The sequence below is a fragment of the Pseudomonas sp. Hz4 genome, assembly GCF_054898165.1.
Window position 1 is genome coordinate 4,693,892 of the sequence record NZ_CM142719.1, and the last position, 20,240, is coordinate 4,714,131.

At 58.8% G+C, this 20,240-nt stretch carries 22 protein-coding genes and 5 pseudogenes; 10 read left to right on the forward strand and 17 right to left on the reverse strand.

From position 1 onward, the window contains the following. Positions 1-352: 352 nt before the first annotated feature. A pseudogene (locus tag ACYZTR_RS21485) lies at positions 353-855 on the forward strand (inclusion body family protein). A 125-nt stretch (positions 856-980) separates the two neighbouring features. After that, positions 981-1,520, forward strand: coding sequence for an AidA/PixA family protein (locus ACYZTR_RS21490; RefSeq protein ID WP_461979826.1), 540 nt, complete (start codon positions 981-983; stop codon positions 1,518-1,520). Between the two features lie 108 nt (positions 1,521-1,628). On the opposite strand, the gene ACYZTR_RS21495 is transcribed toward ACYZTR_RS21490, so the two are convergent. Continuing rightward, on the reverse strand, positions 1,629-1,769 hold the full coding sequence (locus ACYZTR_RS21495) for a hypothetical protein (protein WP_461973684.1): 141 nt from the start codon (positions 1,767-1,769) through the stop codon (positions 1,629-1,631). A gap of 198 nt (positions 1,770-1,967) precedes the next feature. Here ACYZTR_RS21495 and ACYZTR_RS21500 point away from each other — a divergent pair, with 198 nt between their 5' ends. Further along, complete coding sequence (locus ACYZTR_RS21500; RefSeq protein WP_461973685.1) at positions 1,968-2,378, forward strand: low affinity iron permease family protein; 411 nt, start codon at positions 1,968-1,970, stop codon at positions 2,376-2,378. Positions 2,379-2,420: 42 nt separating this feature from the next. Here the strand turns inward: ACYZTR_RS21500 and ACYZTR_RS21505 are convergent, their stop codons facing one another. The 5 genes and pseudogenes from ACYZTR_RS21505 to fos form a co-directional block, all read right to left on the reverse strand. Beyond that, complete coding sequence (locus ACYZTR_RS21505; RefSeq protein WP_461973686.1) at positions 2,421-2,924, reverse strand: DUF4142 domain-containing protein; 504 nt, start codon at positions 2,922-2,924, stop codon at positions 2,421-2,423. 73 nt (positions 2,925-2,997) lie between these two features. Continuing rightward, positions 2,998-3,156, reverse strand: coding sequence for a stress protein (locus ACYZTR_RS21510; RefSeq protein ID WP_449642565.1), 159 nt, complete (start codon positions 3,154-3,156; stop codon positions 2,998-3,000). Positions 3,157-3,271: 115 nt separating this feature from the next. Further along, positions 3,272-4,621: a sensor domain-containing protein gene (locus tag ACYZTR_RS21515; protein ID WP_461973687.1), complete on the reverse strand. Its 1,350-nt coding sequence runs from the start codon at positions 4,619-4,621 to the stop codon at positions 3,272-3,274. A 102-nt stretch (positions 4,622-4,723) separates the two neighbouring features. Then, entirely contained in the window at positions 4,724-5,362 is a 639-nt protein-coding gene (locus tag ACYZTR_RS21520) for a LysE family translocator (RefSeq protein WP_461973688.1), read from the reverse strand. Continuing rightward, a pseudogene (gene fos / locus ACYZTR_RS21525) lies at positions 5,359-5,840 on the reverse strand (fosfomycin resistance glutathione transferase). Before fos ends, ACYZTR_RS21520 begins: the two are co-directional and overlap by 4 nt. Positions 5,841-6,070: 230 nt before the next feature. Between fos and ACYZTR_RS21530 the strand changes: the two are divergent. Then, the gene (locus ACYZTR_RS21530) at positions 6,071-6,310 is read left to right on the forward strand and encodes a CopG family ribbon-helix-helix protein (protein WP_461973689.1); all 240 of its coding nucleotides are present in this window, start codon (positions 6,071-6,073) and stop codon (positions 6,308-6,310) included. Continuing rightward, positions 6,300-6,584, forward strand: coding sequence for a type II toxin-antitoxin system RelE/ParE family toxin (locus ACYZTR_RS21535; protein ID WP_461973690.1), 285 nt, complete (start codon positions 6,300-6,302; stop codon positions 6,582-6,584). Before ACYZTR_RS21530 ends, ACYZTR_RS21535 begins: the two co-directional genes overlap by 11 nt. Before the next feature lie 31 nt (positions 6,585-6,615). On the opposite strand, the gene ACYZTR_RS21540 is transcribed toward ACYZTR_RS21535, so the two are convergent. Continuing rightward, positions 6,616-7,527: a LysR substrate-binding domain-containing protein gene (locus tag ACYZTR_RS21540; protein ID WP_461973691.1), complete on the reverse strand. Its 912-nt coding sequence runs from the start codon at positions 7,525-7,527 to the stop codon at positions 6,616-6,618. 77 nt (positions 7,528-7,604) lie between these two features. Between ACYZTR_RS21540 and ACYZTR_RS21545 the strand changes: the two genes are divergently transcribed. Beyond that, complete coding sequence (locus ACYZTR_RS21545; RefSeq protein WP_461973692.1) at positions 7,605-8,093, forward strand: DMT family transporter; 489 nt, start codon at positions 7,605-7,607, stop codon at positions 8,091-8,093. Positions 8,094-8,172: 79 nt separating this feature from the next. On the opposite strand, the pseudogene ACYZTR_RS21550 reads toward ACYZTR_RS21545, so the two are convergent. Beyond that, positions 8,173-8,438: pseudogene (locus ACYZTR_RS21550) on the reverse strand (MFS transporter); the annotation flags it as partial. A 241-nt stretch (positions 8,439-8,679) separates the two neighbouring features. Beyond that, positions 8,680-8,979: pseudogene (locus ACYZTR_RS21555) on the reverse strand (LysR family transcriptional regulator); the annotation flags it as partial. 206 nt (positions 8,980-9,185) lie between these two features. Between ACYZTR_RS21555 and ACYZTR_RS21560 the strand changes: the two are divergent. Further along, positions 9,186-9,352, forward strand: a pseudogene (locus ACYZTR_RS21560) (aminotransferase class I/II-fold pyridoxal phosphate-dependent enzyme); the annotation flags it as partial. A gap of 45 nt (positions 9,353-9,397) precedes the next feature. Here ACYZTR_RS21560 and yiaY read toward each other — a convergent pair. Then, positions 9,398-10,546 (reverse strand): L-threonine dehydrogenase, encoded by a 1,149-nt coding sequence (gene yiaY / locus ACYZTR_RS21565; RefSeq protein WP_461973693.1) that lies wholly within the window; start codon positions 10,544-10,546, stop codon positions 9,398-9,400. Positions 10,547-10,702: 156 nt separating this feature from the next. Here yiaY and ACYZTR_RS21570 point away from each other — a divergent pair, with 156 nt between their 5' ends. Continuing rightward, complete coding sequence (locus ACYZTR_RS21570) at positions 10,703-11,722, forward strand: DUF4917 family protein (RefSeq protein WP_461973694.1); 1,020 nt, start codon at positions 10,703-10,705, stop codon at positions 11,720-11,722. Positions 11,723-11,738: 16 nt separating this feature from the next. Here ACYZTR_RS21570 and ACYZTR_RS21575 read toward each other — a convergent pair whose 3' ends face one another. From ACYZTR_RS21575 to ACYZTR_RS21585, 3 genes are read right to left on the reverse strand one after another with little or no spacing between them, the layout of a single operon-like run. Next, on the reverse strand, positions 11,739-12,083 hold the full coding sequence (locus tag ACYZTR_RS21575) for a YegP family protein (RefSeq protein ID WP_461973695.1): 345 nt from the start codon (positions 12,081-12,083) through the stop codon (positions 11,739-11,741). Positions 12,084-12,140: 57 nt separating this feature from the next. Continuing rightward, positions 12,141-12,446: a ribbon-helix-helix domain-containing protein gene (locus tag ACYZTR_RS21580; RefSeq protein WP_461973696.1), complete on the reverse strand. Its 306-nt coding sequence runs from the start codon at positions 12,444-12,446 to the stop codon at positions 12,141-12,143. A 14-nt stretch (positions 12,447-12,460) separates the two neighbouring features. Then, on the reverse strand, positions 12,461-13,042 hold the full coding sequence (locus ACYZTR_RS21585; RefSeq protein WP_258620479.1) for a DJ-1/PfpI family protein: 582 nt from the start codon (positions 13,040-13,042) through the stop codon (positions 12,461-12,463). 294 nt (positions 13,043-13,336) lie between these two features. Between ACYZTR_RS21585 and ACYZTR_RS21590 the strand changes: the two genes are divergently transcribed. Further along, the gene (locus tag ACYZTR_RS21590) at positions 13,337-14,251 is read left to right on the forward strand and encodes a DMT family transporter (protein ID WP_461979828.1); all 915 of its coding nucleotides are present in this window, start codon (positions 13,337-13,339) and stop codon (positions 14,249-14,251) included. Here ACYZTR_RS21590 and ACYZTR_RS21595 read toward each other — a convergent pair. The 4 genes from ACYZTR_RS21595 to ACYZTR_RS21610 form a co-directional block, all read right to left on the reverse strand. Further along, a complete protein-coding gene (locus ACYZTR_RS21595) occupies positions 14,241-15,467 on the reverse strand; it encodes a class I SAM-dependent methyltransferase (RefSeq protein WP_461973697.1) in 1,227 nt (408 codons plus the stop codon). The genes ACYZTR_RS21590 and ACYZTR_RS21595 overlap by 11 nt on opposite strands. Before the next feature lie 164 nt (positions 15,468-15,631). After that, positions 15,632-16,249 (reverse strand): TPM domain-containing protein, encoded by a 618-nt coding sequence (locus tag ACYZTR_RS21600; protein ID WP_461973698.1) that lies wholly within the window; start codon positions 16,247-16,249, stop codon positions 15,632-15,634. Between the two features lie 43 nt (positions 16,250-16,292). Next, the gene (locus ACYZTR_RS21605; RefSeq protein ID WP_461973699.1) at positions 16,293-17,048 is read right to left on the reverse strand and encodes a TPM domain-containing protein; all 756 of its coding nucleotides are present in this window, start codon (positions 17,046-17,048) and stop codon (positions 16,293-16,295) included. Between the two features lie 43 nt (positions 17,049-17,091). Continuing rightward, entirely contained in the window at positions 17,092-17,703 is a 612-nt protein-coding gene (locus ACYZTR_RS21610; protein WP_461973700.1) for a LemA family protein, read from the reverse strand. Between the two features lie 236 nt (positions 17,704-17,939). Between ACYZTR_RS21610 and bglX the strand changes: the two genes are divergently transcribed. Next, positions 17,940-20,231, forward strand: coding sequence for a beta-glucosidase BglX (bglX, locus tag ACYZTR_RS21615; protein WP_461973701.1), 2,292 nt, complete (start codon positions 17,940-17,942; stop codon positions 20,229-20,231). The last annotated feature ends 9 nt before the right edge of the window (positions 20,232-20,240 follow it).

Consider the following 20,240-nt stretch of genomic DNA (forward strand, 5'->3'; position numbering starts at 1 on the left):
ATACCCGCCATTATTACGTGGCTCCCAGTGCGGATGTACAACTGGCGCCGACATAACAATGAGAACTTCAATGAGCGGTTTTATTCGCCAAATCGTGTGAACTCATCACTAAACCGACCGTTCGTCTAACCAGCAGGCAAGCAATTTTGACAGCATGAAAATGGCATCTATAGTCCTGTCGCGGCCCGTCGGATGGAACCCGACCCGTTAATTTGCACGCTAGGAGCAAGGCCAGCTCATACCCGTGACAGGTGGGTTCCGCCCGTAGTGTTTTCGCAACGGCCGCAAGGCAAGCAAGCGTTGTTGTGCCTGGAAAGATGCCAGGCATTCACTATGAAAATGGAGCGTTACTATGTCTCGAGTCACGGATGTACTTGTTCCATCGACACTGAAACCATTCTGAAAAACTACCCGAACATCAGCAAGAATCCTGCGTCGCCAACGCTGATCGACGTCAATCATGTGTACATGGTGACCAATCAGAACAACGTAGTCAGCGGCCAGGCCGGCGGCGAACTCAACTTGAAAGCCCAGGTAGGCGACTTGATTCGCTGGCGTGAAACCAGTCTGTCGCAGAGCTTCGAGACGGCAGTGATTTTCTACAAGTTCATTGGCAACGTCTGCAACGACTTGATCTCCACACCCTCGCCGCGCAGGGCTACAGCGTGTGTTGCCGTTCCCAACACCAGCAACCCGTCGGTACCGAGCTGCCAGAAAGTCGATAACCATTACTGGTCTTCGGAAACCCTTTCGTGCGGTAGCGTGACCTACCACTTCCATTTCCTGATCGTGGATCGCGACTGCAAGATTGTCGGCTGCTGCTCGTGGGATCCGTTCATTACCATCCGTAATTGACGATGACCAGGCCCCTTGGCAAACGAGGGGCCTACCGAGTTCGTTGCCGCCTCGACAGGAACAGGATGTCTTGCATGAATCGAAGCGGCTGCCGTCTTGCATCAACATCATGAAAGGAATCCATGATGACTTCCGAACCGATCAAATCTCCTTCATCCAGTGCCGCGACCGCCAACAATGTGTTGCTGATCGTCGACGCCGAATCGTTGTTTTCACGGTATCCGCAGCCCAGTCTTGAGCCAAAAAAACCGACCAAGATTGCCCAAGGCTTCATCTTTGCCATCAGTGGCACCCAAACAACACAAAGTACAACAAATGACAGCTTAATGACGCTTACCGCCAGTAACGGAAAGGACTTCCATATCCGAGGCAGGACCGTCAGCCTGCTCGCCGAACACAGCGTGGTGTTCTACGAGATGTCTGTAGGTGATGCCGGGGTACTTTCACCGCCAGAACTGGTGGTTCACGCAAACCTGACTGTCCCCGCCCCCGACCCCGCAAACCCGACCCAACCGGGCAGCCAGACGGCCGATGATCATTACTGGCACTGCACGCAGTTGGCGACAGGGGTTGAGGCGTGCGAACTGAATTTCATGCTGATCAATAAAAACTGCGAGCCGTTGGGATACTTCAGTTGGGCGGTGGAAGTGAAGTTGGCGGAGTGAACAGAAATCCAAAAAAACCGGCCTCATGGGTCGGTTTTTCTTCGCCAGTCAGTAAGCGTGGCTAGTCGCAATACCCAACAGTCTTCTTCAAGTGATCCGGGTATTCGACTACTTATCTCCCTTCTCCTGCATCTGCACCGAAGACTTGGTGCCATCCGTGTTGTCCTTGGTTTCGTTATCAGAATTGTCGAAGCAGCCTTGCAACGCGAACAGGCAGAAGCAAAGGCAAAGGGTGCGGGCTTGGTTCATGTCGTTCTCCGGAGTCTAGGGATCTGAATATAGTGACCCTCGCCGTGGTGAGTTGGTTGCGCCGGATTGCGCCCGGCGCGATGAGCGTGGATGCCCCTGACAGAAAAGCCGATCTGGATGAATGATTAAATGTAAGCAGAATTTTCATCATGCCCGCGCTGTCACAAATTCAGACGCATCCCGATAAGGAACACGGCAATGAAATTCGCAAAGATCTCGCAAAAACTTGCCCTTTGGGCGGGCAGCCCCATGACGTTCATAGGGGCGATTGTTCTGATTTTCCTGTGGGGCCTAAGCGGGCCTGTTTTTCATTTCGACGACACCTGGCAACTGATCATCAATACTTCGACCACCATCATCACGTTCCTGATGGTGTTTCTGATTCAGAACACCCAGAACCGCGACACGGACATTTTGCACTTGAAGGTCGATGAGTTGCTGCGGGTGACGAAGGAGGCGCAGAACGCGATGCTGGGGCTTGAAGCGCTGGACCTCAAGCAGTTGGAAGCGCTGAGAAAGCAGTATCGGCAACTTGGCGAGGGCGAAACGATTTCACTGGACGGTACCGTCGCCCAGGACCACAAGAAACAGGATTTGAATGAATGTTGATCCAGGATTCGCGGGTGACCAGGTCACCCGCGCACCGGACACCTATCGGCTAGCTTGCAACGCCCTGGCCATTTGCAGGTGGTTCTGCAGTTTGGGCAGGGTTTCCTCGGCAAAGGCTTTGATTTCAGGCACGTCGGTGGTCTGCGCTTCCTGTTGAAGCTGTTCGATGGCTTCCTGGGTGGTTTTCACCTGACTGGCCGCGTAGGCCTGGTCGAAGCTCGCGCCGTCCTTCACTTGCGGCATCAAGGCTTTGGCTTTATCGACGACCACCTCGCGTGGTGCCACCGGCAAATCGAGTTGCTTGGCGATTTTCGCCAGATGCTGGTTGGCGGTGGTGCGGTCATTGATGACGACGATGGTGTAGTCCTTGACCTCTTTGGATTCGGTTTTCTGGTGCGCCAGGCGGCTGGCTTCGATATCGGCCATGCCTTTGGCCGACGCATCGTTAATGAATTCGGCGGGGGACTGGGCAAAGGCACTGCTGGCACACAGGCCCAATAATGTGGCAAAACTGGCATTGCGTAATCGGGTGGCCATCCGGCTCATGGTCGCGCCCTCCTCGTAAAAAATTCAAACGGGAGCTTACGCTCCCGCCTCTCAATCAAAACTACCTCCACCACTACTTCGACTTCTGACCACCTTTGCGGCCCATATCTGGTTTCGCAGGTTCTTTATCGACAGTCGTGGTGGTAGTTTTCCCACCTTTGCGACCGGCTTCAGACGCCTTCGTTCGATCGCTGGGGGGGTTTCCCGAGTTCGAGTTTCTTGAATTAGGCATGATTCTCTACCTCTTGGTGATGATCGCGGCGAGCAGGAGCCCGCATAGGATCAGAATTTCCAAGACCAAAAAGGTTTAGAAAACCTGGCATCGCCGCGACGAACGGTGACGAAACTCAGACTCCGGTGCGCAGGTGATGCTGGCGTTTTGCGGCGTACATCGCCTCGTCGGCGTGTCGGAACAACTGCTTTTCTTCAGTGCCGTGGTCGGGGTATCGCGCAACGCCGATGCTCGTCTGGATGATGAGGCTTTGGCCATCCAGGCGCAGGGGGTGAGCCAGGACCTGACGGATTTTTCCTGCCACGCTGTCGGCGTCTTCCGAGGCGTGGATGCTGTGCAACAACACCACAAACTCATCACCGCCGATGCGCGCCACCGTGTCAGTTTCGCGCACGCAGCCTTTGAGCCGATTGGCGACCGCTTGCAGCAGCATGTCGCCCACCGCATGGCCGTGAGTGTCGTTGACTTGCTTGAAGCGGTCGAGATCAACGTACAGCAGCGCCATTCGGCCAGAATCCGCGCGCGCCAGCGTCAACGAGGCTTTGAGCCGCTCACGGAGCAACTCGCGGTTGGGCAGCTGAGTCAGTTGATCGTATTGCGCCATGCGCTGCAGTCGGGCATGCAATTGCTTACGTTCGATGGCGGTCGCGACTTGGGCGCACACGTATTGCAGCAACTCCTTGTCCTGTTCGGTGTAGCGCTCGCCACCGGGCACGCTTTTAACGATCAGCGCACCGATGGTGCCGTTTTGTGAACTCAACGGCACGCCCAGCCAGCAGGGCGAATGCGGGCTCGCGACCAGCGCCGCAAACCCTTCTGGCAAGTTGCTCTGATCCGGGGTCAGCAGAATCGGCTGGCCACTGCGAATCACCTCGGCGCAGAGACGTCCAGTGATAGTCCCAGGCTGCTCGGGTTGCAGCTCATAGTCGTCGACGTGATAGGGGAAATTCAGCTGCGCGCAGTGTTCGTCATACAGCGCCACGGAGAAATTCAGTGCTGGCAGCCATTCACCGATGATCAAATGGATGTGCTTGAACAGCGCCAGCAAATCTTCCGCCGCGTGGGCGGCTTCGGAGATCGCATACAGCGCCGCTTGCCGGGACTCGGCCTGCTTGCGCTCGGTGATATCGCGCGCCACGGCGATGCGCAATTGGTCGACCTCCGACCAGCGTGCCGACCAGAGGATGTGCACCACTCGGCCATCCTTGCGCAGGTAGCGGTTTTCGAAATTGAGCTTGGGTTCGCCGTCCATGATCTCCCGCGCGGCGTCGAGGGTGCGCTGACGATCGGCGGGATGCACCAGGTCGATCATCGGCTGGCCGATCAGCTCTTCGGGGGTATAACCGAAAATACGCTCGCAGGCCGCGCTGACAAATACGAAGCGACCTTGTGTGTCGACCGCACAGACGGCGTCCAGCAAGAGATCGATGTAACTCGCCGACGGCGCGGAATTTCTGGTTGCCATGGTGCTGGGCGCATGTCCGAACAATGCAGCACTAAAAACCATCCCTGACCGGTCATACGCCCGTGCGATGACGTTGCCACTGACGCTTCCCTGCGATCAGTTTCAAGCCTTGTTCGTCAGCAGCCCCGGCAGTGCATGCGCCAGGGCGTTGATGGCGAAACCGATAAACATCACCCCACACAGCCGGGTGATCAACAGCTCATGGCGCTGGTACACGTTGCGCACCTGTCGCGCTCCGACAATAGCAATGAGGATAGCGTAGGCCATGAGGCCACCGACGAAGCTCAGGACAATCAACCACGGCAGCATCGACCAATGCAGCAATTCGGCACGGCTGGACAGCAGCGCGGTAAACGTCGCCACCGCCACCGGGTAAGCCTTCGGATTGGTCAGGCCAAACAGAATGCCGTGCCAGAACGGCTGCCGCGCCGGCCCCTGTGGCGCCTCGACACTGCTGCGACGAGCGCGAACCGCGCGCAGGCCGAGCCATAACAGATACAGCCCGCTGAGCACGCCCAGCACATCGAACGCGGTACTGCCAATTTCCCGCGCACCGACAATCGCGATCAGCGCAGTGCTGCACCACACCACATCTCCCAGCAAATGCCCGCAGAGAAACCCCGCCCCTGCCCTCCGACCACGCGCCGCACCGATGCCGAACACCGCCAACACACCCGGCCCCGGCGTGATGCCGTAGATAAAGCCCGAGGCGAGAACGGCCATTAGCAGCGATGGGGTCATGGGGAGTCCTGTTGCGTTGGGGTGAATGCTCGCAAGTCTATCCCAGGTCTCCGGGGATCGACTGACTGATCGTCGAAGAGCTTCATCCCCGCATACGGACGCTCGCGACAGGCTGCCAGCCGAGACGTCAGGTCACCGACGTGGGCTTCGAGCTTGTGGCCGTCCGGGTCGAGGAAATAGAAGGATGCGCCTTCGCTACGGTTGTCGCGCCATTCCTGCACGTTGGCCGATTGAAGGCGTTCGACGAACAAGGGAAATCCGCTGCGCTGACGGTGAAGGCGTAATGGGTGTAATCGGCGGCAGGCTTAGAGCTGCGTAGCGGATCAACAGACAGACAAAGCCACAAACCCGGCAGTGAAAGATAGGCGCCGGTGTCCCAAGAGGCTTCGAGGCGCAGCTGCAACAGATCTTGATAGAACGCCACGCTGGGGTTCAGGTCGGTGACGGCAAGGGTCAGGTGGTTGAGGCCGGTAAGCATGTTGTTAGTAACCTTTGAGTTCTTCAGGCACGACGTAATGTTTGCCATCGTAGCTCAGCGTAATCTGTGTTTTTTTCAGATCGCTGGTTTTAGAAAGGCATTCCTCGCCTTCACTATCCCGGCTCGGAGTGTCCGTTCAACCAATTGTTACGACAGACGAATGGAGGTAGCGTCCTCCCCTGCACGACGATGTAGTATGTTGTATTACAAACCACTACATCGAGACCGTCATGTCCGTCATGTCTTTACGTCTGCCAGACGAAATCGCCGATACCCTCGCCAATCTTTCCAAGGCCACTGGCCGCAGCAAGTCATTTCTTGCCGTGGATGCGTTACGTGAATACCTAGCACGTGAAGCCTGGCAAATCGAAGAAATTCAAAAAGCTCTGAAGGAAGCAGACGCAGGAGACTTCGCGACACCTGAGGAAGTGAAAACCATCTCCGATAAGTGGACTGCCAATGCGCGTTGAGTGGTTGCGTACCGCATTAAAAAATCTCGATGACGAAGCCGCTTATATAGCAATTGAGAATCCGAAAGCCGCAGCGGACTTCGTCCAAGCCATCCTTGCCAGCGTCGATCACTTTGCACGCTTCCCGGCAACCGGCCGTGAAGGCCGCCTGCCCGGCACTCGAGAATGGGTCTTGCCAGACCGACCCTATCTAATTCCCTATCGAGTTCGCCAAGGACGCCTGCAAGTACTAAGGGTCTTCCATACCAGACGTCTTCCGCCTACCAGTTGGTAAACACTACAAAATCAGGGCACTGGATAGAACGTCATCCGTGCCTAATCCCCTCCCCAATCCGCCCATTCAACCAGTTCAACGCCTGATCCCCGCCCCGCCGCTTGTGCCAAACCAACACAAACGTAAACGAGGGAATATGAAACGGCGGCGGAACAACAATCAACGACCGCTCATCAATCTCGCGCAGCCCACGTGAAGCAACGGTAAGAATCAGGTCCGTGCCGCTGATGAATTCCGGGGCAACGCTCCAGTGCGGCAGGCTGATCGCGACTCGGCGGCGTTCACGCAGCGCAGTCAGGACCCGTTCGATTTCCGGGGTGCCACTGCCGCGCATTTCCAGCAGGACGTGGGGTCGTGCGAGGTAAGTTGGCAGGTCGAGTACGCCATCGGCGGGCAGGCTGTTGCGGTCTACCAGACAGGCATAGTGCTCTTCGAACAGCGGGGTGTTGCGCAATTCGTTCGGCAACTCTGGAAAGACGCCTGCCGCCATGTCGATGTCGCCGTTGAGCACAGCATCGAGCATGCCTTCGCGGCTGGCATGGCTGATTTGCAGGTCGATGCCCGGCGCTTCCCGGCGCAAGGTCCGTATCAAACTCGGCAGGACGATGGCGGCGCCGTAGTCGGACATCGCCAGGCGAAAGGTGCGCTTGGCGGTCGCCGGATCGAAGGTATTCGGTGCCAGCAGCGATTGCACCTGAGCCAGGGCTTCGGCCAAAGGCGCCATCAACTCCAGGGCTCGCGGGGTTGGTACAAGGCTTGCGCCCGCCCGCACCAGTAAAGGATCGTCGAGCAGATCACGTAGTCGCGCCAAGGCATGACTGACGGCCGGCTGACTCAGGTGCAGGCGCTCGGCGGCACGAGTCACGTGTTGTTCGCTGAGCAAGGCGTCGAGGATCACCAGCAAGTTGAGGTCGATGCGCCGAAGATCATTCATCTGATGCATGTTCTGGATAGCAATTTGGAATTTAAATCTGCGCGACGAATACTCTAGAGTCCAGCAAAACCTGTTGGAGAATGACCATGAGTACGTTGCATTGGGCCGGGCTGTTGCTGCTGGCCGTGATTGCCGGGGCGGTGGTGCCCTTTCAAAGCGCGATCAACGCCAATCTCACGCGTGGGTTGGGTCATCCGTTATGGGCGACGCTCGCGTCGTTATTGGTGAGTATCGTGGTGTTGTTGCCGATTATGTTGGCGATGCGATTGCCGCTGCCATCCCTGGCGTTCATCACCAGGGCGCCGCTGTGGATGTGGGCTGGTGGTGCGTTCGGGGTGTGTTTTATCTCGTTGGCGCTGATGCTGCTGCCCAAGCTTGGGGCGTCGGGGTTTATTGCTTTGGCGCTGGCGGGACAGGTGGTGGCTTCGCTGGTGCTGGATCACTTTGGGTGGTTTGGGCTGGTGGAGCGGCAGATGACAGTACCGCGAGTACTTGGGGCGGTGTTGTTGATGGCGGGAGTGGTGTTGATTCAGTTCGGTGGCACACAGGGCAAGGTAATTATCGCGACGTCTTGAAGATCAAAAAATCGCAGCGTTCGCCAGCCCCTGCAAGGATGCGTGGTCCATGCAGGGGCTGGGGGTAGCCTGCGATCTTTTAAAACTTATCGAGCGTGCGCAGCTTTTGGGCAACCCCCACATCAGCAGTGCAACGGCGATCAGCGCAGCGACGCCGATGACATACAGCGCCGGCATGGTGCTGCCCGTCAGGTCCTTGATTCGCCCGACCATGACCGGGCTGACAATGCCGCCGAACTGGCCGAGGGTATTGATCACCGCGATCCCGCCAGCAGCCCCTGCGCCGGCACCGGCCAGCAATTTTGGCGGCAGGGTCCAGAAGTTCGGGATGGACGCGATGATCCCGGGTGTCCGATTGTTTTTGTTGTCTGGTTTATATATTCGTTATGACGCTTTTTTGTAGGAGCGAACGGTTCGGCGTCCCGACTTGCCCGCGAAGGCGGTATGTCAGTCGCCATCAATGCTGAGTGTCAGGCCGCCTTCGCGGGCAAGTCGGGACGCCGAACCGTTCGCTCCTACAGGGGGTTTGGTATGTTCAGGACGGGGTCGGATGCAAATCGCAATTGCGTCCAGCCTTGGCCAACTGACCGGGCACACCGTGGCTGTGCTCGCCCAGTTCGAGCCCCATTTTTTCGACGTTGAACAGCATCTGCCGAGCATGGTGCAACAAGGTTTCACCGGCCGGCGTCAGGGTCATGCCTTTCGCCTGGCGCACGAACAGGCTGATGCCCAGCGCTTCCTCCAACTCCGTCAGCCGCTTGCTGGCCGCGGACACAGCGATGGCTTCACGCGTGGCGGCACGGGTCAATGTGCCCTCCTCATGAACGGCGACAAACAATTGGAGAGTGATCAGGTCGAGGAAGCGGATCAGGCTTTTCTGCAGCATGGGAGGGCTCGATGCTTGGGTTCGGCTGAGCCGGCAGGATATCCCGGTTCCAAAGCAATTAGCCCACAACATCACGAGGCATCGCCCTACACATAAATCTCTTGTAACACTCAGCTGTACCGGAAACAGCCGATTCAAAGCCTTTACCGCGTTCTGTAAAGTCTGGAAACACACACAGACTGCAACACACCCATGGATCGTTTCACTCCAATCACGGTTTCTTCACCTCGGCAGTCTTTTTCCCAGTGGTCGCGCAAGGCAAGGCAGCCATTCGAATCACCCTGCGCGCCGACATGGAGCCGACGCTGATTCGACACTTTTGTGAACTCATCACCGAGCTTTTCGCACGCGTGGCCGGGAAATCGGCTGCTGAACTGGACCCGGGAAGCCTCGCAGGTTTCCTGGGCCGCAAAACGTCCTAAAAAGCGCTTCGAAAAATTTCCTCGATCTGACGCTGATCCGCCACTCGAGGATTGGTCACGCCACACGCATCTTTCAAGGCATTGGTGGCGAGGATCGGGATGTCGTTGAGCTTGGCGCCGAGCTCACGCAAACCAGCGGGAATTTCCACGTCTTTGGACAGGCTGCGGATCGCCACGATAGCCGCCTGGGCGCTCGCTTCCGGGGTGAAGCTGTGAACATCGACGCCCATTGCAAGGGCGACATCAGTGAGGCGATCGGCACAAACCAGTGCGTTAAAGCTCTGTACGTGGGGCAGCAGTACCGCGTTGCACACACCATGAGGCAAGTCGTAGAACCCGCCCAACTGGTGAGCCATGGCGTGGACATAACCCAGGGATGCGTTATTGAACGCCATGCCGGCGAGGAACTGCGCGTAAGCCATGTTTTCCCGCGCGGCCATGTCACTACCGTCACGGACGGCCAGGCGCAGGTTGTTGCTGATCAACGTGATTGCCTTCAGTGCACAGGCATCGGTGATCGGATTGGCGGCCGTGGAGACGTAAGCCTCGATCGCGTGGGTCAATGCGTCCATGCCGGTGGCAGCCGTCAGGCCCTTGGGCATGGCGACCATCAGCGCCGGGTCGTTGACCGACAGCAGTGGCGTGACGTTGCGATCGACAATGGCCATTTTTACGTGACGGGATTCGTCGGTGATGATGCAGAAGCGGGTCATCTCGCTGGCGGTGCCGGCGGTGGTGTTGATCGCGATCAGCGGCAGTTGTGGCTGGGTGGATTGATCGACGCCTTCGTAATCGCGTATCTGCCCACCGTTGGTCGCGCATAACGCGATACCTTTGGCGCAATCATGGGGCGAACCGCCGCCCAGGGACACCACGAAATCACAGCGGGTTTCCTTGAGCAAACCCAGACCGCTTTCGACGTTCGCGATGCTCGGGTTAGGTTTGGCGCCATCGAAGATCACCGAATCGATGTCCTGCAACGCCAGTTTATCGGCAATCATTTTAGCGACACCCGCCTTGGCCAGCCCGGCGTCGGTGACGATCAGCGCCTTGCGAAAGCCGTACTTGCGAATGGCGTCCATGGCTTCGTCCAGGCAACCAATGCCCATGATGTTCACGGCGGGGATGAAAAACGTGCTGCTCATGAGCGAGTCTCCTGGCTGGGGCCGAATCGGCAGCGCCGATCCAGCGAGTACCCACAGGATCGACCTATCGGCCGCGCAGTAACTTGATCTGGCTCAAGTCTTGGTCGTGATAAAGTCGCCGCCCATCAGACCCTTTGCTTTGAGACTTTGACCGCAATGACCGATTTCCAGGATGTTGATGCCCAACTTGAAGACTGGAACGCCTTGCGCACCACCGCCTCGTTCAGCGGCCTGCTGGTGGGCAACGGCGCCAGCCGCGCCGTGTGGGACGACTTCGGCTACGACTCGCTGTTCGAAAATGCCCGCACCGTCGAAGAAAAACCCCTGAGCCAGTCCGAGCTGAGCGTGTTCGACGCCCTGCAGACGCGCAGCTTCGAGCAGGTGCTCAGCGCGCTGAAAACCACCAGCCGGGTCAACAAGGCCTTGGCCGTGAGTTCCGCCGCACCGCGCAATCGTTACTACGCGATCAAGGAAGCGCTGATCAACAGCGTGCACGCGGTGCACATCCCGTGGCGGCTGGTGGTGCCCTCGACCCTGGCGGCGATCAATCAGGAACTGGGCCGCTACCGGACGGTGTTCACCACCAACTACGACCTGCTCAATTACTGGGCGATCCAGCATCAGCCTGACGCGATCACCGACCTGTTCCAGGGTGCAGAGCCCAGCTTCGATCTAAGCGCCACTACGACCGATAAAACCCGCCTGCTTTACCTGCACGGCGGCCTGCATCTGGTGCGCAATCAGGACGGCACGGCGCGCAAACTGATGTCGACCGAGGGCACGTTGCTCGGCAGCTTCGCGATCAACAACACGATCAAGACCCTCGACGATGTGCCGCTATTCGTCAATGAAGGTCCGGCGCAGGACAAGCTCAAAACCATTCGCAGCTCGGACTATCTGTCGTTCTGCTACGAGCAGCTACTCGACCATGGCGACGGGTTGTGCCTCTTCGGTCACGCCCTGGGTGAGCAGGACAGCCACATCATCCACGCCTTGCGCCAGGCGAAACCGCAGGGGGTGGCGATCTCGATTAACCCGCGCAGCAAGGCGTTCATTCAGCACCAGAAGCGGCATTACGCGAAGGTGTTTGAGGGCACGGGTGTGGAACTGCGGTTTTTTGATTCGAAGACCCATGCGCTCGGCAGCCCGAAGCTGACGGTGCCGGTCGAAGCCTGAACGATCAGCGGTGGATTCAGAGCACCGGCAAGGTCTTGTCCTTGATCACCGTGGTCGGCCCGTTGGCCTTTACGCTGGCGATGCCTTTATCCATCGCGGCAGCGGAGGCGTATGTCTCGCTGCTACCGATGATCTCGTGGTTACCGGCCTTGAGGTTGAAGTAAGGGCGGCCATCCTTGGTGGTTTTCTTCTCGTAGCGTTCATCCAGCGTGCTGTTGCTCTGAACCGACACGATGCCTTTGTCGGCGGCAGCGCGGGTGGTGTACAGCTCGCTGGTCAGAATGGTTTCCGCATTGGCGGCCTTCAATACGAACTTGAACTGACCATGGCTGCTTTTGCTGACTTCATACCATCCAGACATGCTCTTTCTCCTTGGCAAATGAGAGGTTTCGCGCTTCAGAGTAAAGACCAACCTGCCCTACTTCACCACCGAGCGCACCACCGATAACTCCGGCGCCTGCACCCGTCGCTGACTCAGATACCGCGTACAACTGACCCGCAAAAACGAGGCGAAATTCACCACCTCACCGCGGTAGTCCATCACCTCTTCATACAGTTTGGCGATCAACTGGTTGGTGGTCATGCCGTCGGCCTCGGCGATTTCGCTGAGGATGTCCCAGAACTGATTCTCCAGCCGCAGGGTGGTGACCACCCCGCAGATGCGCAGCGAGCGGGAGCGCGATTCGTAGAGGATCGGATCGGCTTTGACGTAGAGCTCGCACATGGACAGGTCCCTCGTTACAGCGTGATTTTGGTGCCCAGCAACCCGAGGAAACCGGCGAGCCAACTCGGGTGCGCCGGCCAGGCCGGAGCAGTGGCCAGATTGCCTTGAACATGACCTTCCGTCACCGGGATATCGATAAACGTACCACCGGCCAGGCGCACTTCCGGAGCACACGCCGGGTAAGCGCTGCACTCGCGACCTTCAAGAATCCCCGCTGCCGCCAGCAATTGCGCACCGTGACACACAGCGGCAATCGGTTTGCCGGCCTTGTCGAACGCTCGCACCAGCTCCAGGACTTTTTCGTTCAGGCGCAGGTACTCAGGCGCACGACCGCCCGGTACCAGCAGCGCGTCGTAGTCCGCGGCATCGACCTTGGCAAAATCGAAGTTCAGAGCAAACAGGTGGCCGGGCTTTTCGCTGTAGGTCTGGTCGCCTTCAAAGTCGTGGATTGCCGTGCGCACGGTCTGACCGGCGGTTTTGTCCGGGCAAACGGCATGCACCGTGTGGCCGACCATCAGCAGCGCCTGAAACGGCACCATCACTTCGTAGTCTTCGACGTAATCGCCGACCAGCATCAGAATTTTTTTAGCCGCCATGGGGAGGACTCCTCTGGGAAATATGGGGTCATGCAGGAGTATTCAAGGTAGTCCTTATCCAGAGGGTCGGGTAATAACCAGCTACTACCGCGTTATCGTTCTTCGCGGGCAAGCCTCGCTCCTACAGGATTGTGTCGATCCCGCGACCAACCGAAAACCTGTAGGAGCGAGGCTTGCCCGCGAAAGCGATTTTCGAACTGTACGGATAACTCTGCGCCTATCTGTAACAGCAGCAGACGCCGAGTTTATGGCTAGATGAAGACTCTTCCCGCCACCTCGATTCTGGTTGCCATCATGTCCTCGCGCGAAAACACCGGCATGGCCCTCGGCCTGCTCGGCGTGGTGATCTTCAGCCTCACCCTGCCCTTCACACGGATCGTCGTTCAGGAACTCCATCCGCTGCTCAACGGCCTGGGCCGTGCGCTGTTCGCGGCGGTTCCGGCGGCGTTGTTGTTGCTGTGGCGTCGGGAAAAATGGCCGACCTGGAAACAGGTCAAAGGCCTGACGCTGGTCATTGTCGGGGTGATCCTCGGCTTCCCTGTGTTGTCGGCCTGGGCCATGCAAACCTTGCCGGCGTCTCACGGCGCACTGGTCAACGGCCTGCAACCGCTGTGCGTTGCACTGTATGCCGCGTGGTTGTCCCACGAACGACCGTCGAAAGCCTTCTGGGCCTGCGCCGCACTGGGCAGTGCGCTGGTGCTCGGTTATGCGCTGATCAGCGGTGCCGGCAGTATTCAGGCCGGTGATTTGCTGATGCTCGGGGCGATTGCCGTGGGCGGCCTGGGTTATGCCGAGGGCGGCCGATTGGCCAAGGAGATGGGCGGCTGGCAGGTGATCTGCTGGGCGCTGGTGCTGTCGACGCCGTTGCTGATCGGGCCGGTGGTGTACCTGGCGTTGCAACATCAGGGCGAGATTTCGGCCAAGACCTGGTGGGCTTTCGGTTACGTCTCGCTGTTTTCGCAATTCATCGGCTTCTTTGCCTGGTACGCCGGGTTGGCGATGGGCGGCATTGCCCGGGTCAGCCAGATCCAGTTGTTGCAGATTTTCTTCACCATCGCCTTTTCGGCGCTGTTCTTCGGTGAACACATCGAGCCGATCACCTGGCTGTTTGCCGCCGGGGTGATCGTGACCGTGATGTTGGGACGCAAGACGGCTGTGCGCCCGGCGCAACCGGGCACGTTACCGGCAGACATTCAGGTCAAGCCTTAGCCACAAGCAGCCCATCGGCCCGCAGCAGGGTTTCGAGGCAATGTTCCGTGATGTGGTAGAAATCCTTCAGTTCCTGAATCTTCACCAGCAGCTGAGTCGGGTCCACCGGCTCGGCACGTTTGACCGCCAGGATCATTTTGTTCTTGTTGGTGTGGTCCAGTGAAATGAACTCGAACACCTTGGTCTCGTAACCGCTGGCTTCCAGGAACAACGCACGCAAACTGTCGGTGACCATTTCCGCCTGCTGCCCCAAATGCAGACCGTATTGCAGCATCGGCTTGAGCAGCGCCGGGCTCTGGATTTGCAGGCGAATCTGCTTGTGGCAGCACGGCGAGCACATGATGATCGAGGCGCCGGAACGGATACCGGTGTGAATCGCATAGTCGGTGGCAATGTCGCAGGCATGCAGCGCGATCATTACGTCCAGCTCGCTCGGCGCCACGCTGCGCACATCACCGCACTTGAACACCAGCCCCGGATGCTCGAGCTTTGCGGCTGCGGCGTTACACAGGTTGACCATTTCTTCGCGCAGTTCGACACCCGTCACCACGCCTTCGGCCTTCAAGGTGTTGCGCAGATAGTCGTGGATCGCGAACGTCAGGTAACCCTTGCCCGAACCGAAGTCTGCCACCTGCACCGGCTTGTCCAACGCCAGGGGCGAGGTGGTCAGTGCATGGCTGAAGACCTCAATGAATTTGTTGATCTGCTTCCACTTGCGCGACATCGCCGGGATCAGCTCATGCTGCTTGTTGGTGACACCGAGGTCGGCGAGGAACGGTCGGCTCAGGTCGAGGAAGCGGTTTTTCTCGCGGTTGTGCTCGGCGGACGGCACCTCGCGCAATTGCTGAGGTTTGCTCTTGAACAGCGAAGACTTGCCCTTCTTGCTGTATTCGAGCTGGGCTTCGTCAGTCAGCGACAGTAAATGCGCGTTTTTGAACGACGCCGGCAGCAGCGCAGCGATAGTCGCTACGCCCTCGGCAATCGGCAGATTCTTGGTGATGTCGCGGGTTTTGTAACGGTAGACGAAGGACAGGCAGGGCTGATCCTTGACCGTCAGCTGTTTGATGATCAGCCGCTGCAGGTCCGCCTCAGTGCCGACGTACTTGGCCAGCACCAGTTTGATGAAGGCGTTGTCGTCGAGGCTGGATTGCAGCAGGTCGATAAACTGGGCGTGGTGATCCGGCGCGAGGCTGGCGGGGGTGGCGGTGACAGACATGGGAAAAACGGCCTCGGGCGGTGCGGATCGGGGAATGGCGGGTATTTTAGGGGGGATGGGGATTGAGGGCACGGGTAATTTCCCGAACGGTGCGATCTGTAGCAGCCGGACGCAGGCTGCGCCAGCTGCTACAGGGCACGTGTCGTTGCTGAAATCCGGCTCCGTCAGCCCAACACCACCAACCGATTCGGCAACTCATTCCTCACATGCGTCACCGGCACATGCACCTTCAGCAACTCGCCGCAGGCCTCCACACACGTCACAAACCCCTGCAACGTCTGCCCTTGCTTCACCTGTTGAGTAAACGCCGCGACAATCGTGTCCCAATTTTTGTTATCCAGGCGCTTCGAAATCCCCTCATCGACCAAAATCTCCACATAGCGCTCGGCTTCGCAGACAAATATCAGCATGCCGGTGCTGCCCACCGTGTGGTGCAGGTTTTGCTCCAGAAACTGCCGGCGCGCCAGGTTCGAGGCGCGCCAGTGACGCACCGAGCGCGGGACCAGGTGCGTGGTGATTTTCGGAATCCGGAACACCAGGCACAGCACGATGAAGGTGATCCATTGCACCAACAGCAAGCTGTGCAGAGTCAGCCAGCCCGTCAGGTAATGCACGATACCCGGTACCACTAGCGCCACCAGGCTGGCCCAGAGCAGCGGGATGTACGCGTAGTCGTCGGCGCGGGCCGCGAGCACGGTCACCAGCTCGGCGTCGGTGTCGCGCTCGACCCGGACAATTGCCTCGGCGACTTTGCGTTGTTCGTGTTCAGTCAGTAATGCCATGTTTAAGAATGCCCACTCGCTATAGTTGTTACCTGCAGTGTGATCACCAGCCGCCTGACGAACCGCCGCCCCCGAAACTGCCCCCGCCGCCGCTGAAGCCCCCGCCTCCGCCGCCGCCACCAAAACCACCGCCGCCGAACCCGCCGCTCGAACCGCCTCGGCCACCACCACCGCTGGGCAGGATCCCGAGCATCTGGCCGACAAACATCGTCAGGATGAACAGCATCACCAGAAACACGAATACCCCCGGATACCGCGAAACGAAGTCGCTTTCCTGATTGCCTCCGGAGTCATACACAGTGGACGGCTCATCCAGCGGATTGCCGCCCAGCACCACGAGCATCGCCGCGACCCCGTCGCTGATGCCCTTGCTGAAGTTGCCGGTTTTGAACGCCGGGGTGATCACCTGATTGATGATCACAGAACTCTGCGCATCGGTCAGACGATCTTCCAGGCCATAACCGACTTCAATCCGCAGCTTGCGATCGTCACGCGCAACGATCAGCAGCGCGCCGGTGTTTTTGTCCTTCTGGCCGATGCCCCAGTAGCGCCCCAGTTGATAACCGAAGTCCGCTATGTCGGTGCCCTGCAAATCCGGCAACGTGACCACCACCAGTTGCTCGCCAGTGGCTTTTTCATGGGCCTGGAGTTGTTGCGTCAGCTGCTCGCGCACCGACGGCTCGATCATCTGGGCGTTATCGACCACCCGTCCGGTCAGTTCCGGAAACTTCAACTCGGCCTGGGCCGTCAGGGCAAACACCCACAGCAACAGCACCAGGCCAACTTTTAACACGCGCATTGGCAACCTCATCCGTGGTGACGCTACAAACCCATCCCGGTACTTACTTGAATTTCACTTCTGGCGCTTTTTGCGCATCGGGGCTGGTGGCCTCGAAGGTTTCGCGGATCGGCAACTCGCTGTACATCACCGTGTGCCACAGGCGACCGGGGAAGGTACGGAGTTCCGTGTTGTACTTCTGCACCGCGAGGATGAAGTCGCGACGCGCCACGGCGATGCGGTTCTCGGTGCCTTCAAGTTGCGATTGCAGGGCCAGGAAATTCTGGTTGGCCTTGAGGTCCGGGTAACGCTCGGACACTACCATCAAACGGCTCAAGGCACCGGTCAGCTGATCCTGGGCCTGCTGGAACTGTTTGAGCTTTTCTGGATTGTCGAGCGTGCTGGCGTCCACCTGAATCGAAGTGGCCTTGGCCCGGGCTTCGATCACCGCGGTCAGGGTTTCCTGCTCATGCTGCGCGTAGCCCTTGACGGTTTCCACCAGATTGGGGATCAGGTCGGCGCGGCGCTGGTACTGGTTCTGCACCTGGCCCCACGCGGCCTTGGCCTGTTCGTCGAGGGTCGGGATCGTGTTGATGCCGCAGCCGGCCAGCAGTGTGGTCAGCAACATCAAGGCTGCAACCTGCAGGCTCGACCGATAGTGGTGTCGTACATTCATCTGGTTGACGCTCCCTTGCACATTCCGTTGAAAAACGACCTTCGAACTTTGAACCCGGCTCTTCGGGCATAATCTGCGCCGCCACTGGATTGCATCGCGCCAATGGGCTAAAAGATGCCCCAGCGCTAAAACATCGCGCAAGTGTGCCTGCATTTACCTGAACAACAATAGTCGCTCCCTAAATTTTGGCTGACCGGCGCGTATTCACTGCCGTTTAGGCTTTAGAGAAACCATTCATGAAGAAGCTGTGTTTGCTGGGCCTGCTCGTCAGCCTGGCCAGTCATACCGTATTGGCCGCCACGACGCCCGCACCGCTGGAAAACAAGGACGCGTTCATCAGCAACCTGATGAAGCAAATGACCCTCGATGAAAAGATCGGCCAGTTGCGCCTGATCAGCATTGGCCCGGAAATGCCTCGGGAGATGATCCGCAAGGAAATCGCTGCCGGCAACATCGGTGGCACGTTCAACTCGATCACCCGCCCGGAAAACCGTCCGATGCAGGACGCGGCCATGCGCAGCCGGTTGAAGATCCCGATGTTCTTCGCCTATGACGTGATCCACGGCCATCGGACCATTTTCCCGATCCCGATAGCCCTGGCCTCGAGCTGGGACATGGACGCCATCGGCCTGTCCGGGCGCATCGCCGCCAAGGAAGCCGCGGCTGACAGCCTGGACATCACCTTCGCGCCAATGGTCGACGTCTCCCGCGACCCGCGTTGGGGCCGGACGTCTGAAGGCTTCGGCGAAGACACGTATCTGGTTTCGCGCATCGCCGGCGTCATGGTCAAAGCCTTTCAGGGCACAGGCGCGAACGCGGCCGACAGCATCATGGCCAGCGTCAAGCACTTTGCCCTGTACGGCGCGGTCGAGGGCGGTCGCGACTACAACGTCGTCGACATGAGCCCGGTCAAGATGTTCCAGGACTACCTGCCACCGTACCGTGCGGCAATCGACGCCGGTGCTGGCGGGGTGATGGTCGCGCTGAACTCGATCAACGGCGTGCCAGCCACCGCCAACACCTGGCTGATGAACGACCTGTTGCGCAAGCAATGGGGCTTCAAAGGCCTGGCCGTCAGCGACCACGGGGCGATTTTCGAGCTGATCAAGCATGGTGTTGCTCGCGATGGTCGCGATGCCGCGAAGCTGGCGATCAAGGCCGGCATCCACATGAGCATGAACGACACGCTCTACGGCAAGGAACTGCCAGGGCTGCTGAAGGCCGGTGAGATCCAGCAGAGCGACATCGACAACGCCGTGCGTGCGGTGCTCGACGCCAAGTACGACATGGGCCTGTTCAAGGACCCGTACCTGCGCATCGGCAAGGCTGAAGATGATCCGGCCGACACTAACGCCGACAGCCGCCTGCACCGTGCCGAGGCTCGCGACGTTGCGCGCCGCAGCATGGTGTTGCTGAAGAATCAGGGCGAAACCTTGCCGCTGAAGAAAACTGCGAAAATCGTCCTGGTCGGTCCATTGGCCAAGGCACCGATCGACATGATGGGCAGCTGGGCCGCCGCTGGTAAACCCGAGCAATCGGTGACTCTGTTTGATGGCATGACCAACGCACTGGGCGCGCAATCGACGCTGATCTACGCCCGTGGCGCCAACATCACCAGTGACAAGAAAGTCCTCGATTACCTGAACTTCCTCAACTTCGACGCACCGGAAGTGGTGGACGATCCGCGTCCGGCTCAAGTGCTGATCGACGAGGCGGTGAAAGCCGCCAAGGACGCTGATGTCGTGGTGGCAGCGGTCGGCGAGTCCCGTGGCATGTCCCACGAGTCGTCGAGCCGCACCGACCTGAACATCCCGGCCAACCAGCGCGATTTGATCAAGGCCCTGAAGGCCACCGGCAAACCGTTGGTGCTGGTGTTGATGAACGGCCGTCCGCTGTCGATTCTCGAAGAGAAAGAACAGGCTGACGCGATTCTGGAAACCTGGTTCAGCGGTACCGAAGGCGGCAACGCCATCGCCGACGTGCTGTTTGGCGACTACAACCCGTCGGGAAAATTGCCGATCACCTTCCCGCGCTCGGTGGGTCAGATTCCGACCTACTACAACCACCTGAGCATTGGTCGGCCGTTCACGCCGGGCAAACCGGGCAACTACACCTCGCAGTATTTCGATGACACCACAGGGCCGCTGTTCCCGTTCGGTTTCGGTCTGAGCTACACCGACTTCAGCGTGAGCGACATGGCTCTGTCATCCACCACGCTGAACAAAACCGGCAAGCTTGACGCCAGCGTCAGGCTGAACAACACCGGCAACCGCGACGGCGAAACCGTGGTGCAGTTGTACATCCAGGACGTGACCGGCTCGATGATCCGTCCGCTCAAGGAACTGAAGAACTTCCAGAAAATCATGCTCAAGGCCGGCGAACAGAAAGTCGTGCACTTCACCATCACCGAGGATGACCTGAAGTTCTTCAATGCCCAGCTCACGTACGCGGCGGAACCGGGCAAGTTCAATGTGCAGATCGGCCTGGACTCCCAGGACGTGACGCAGCAGAGCTTTGAACTGCTGTAATTCTTGAAG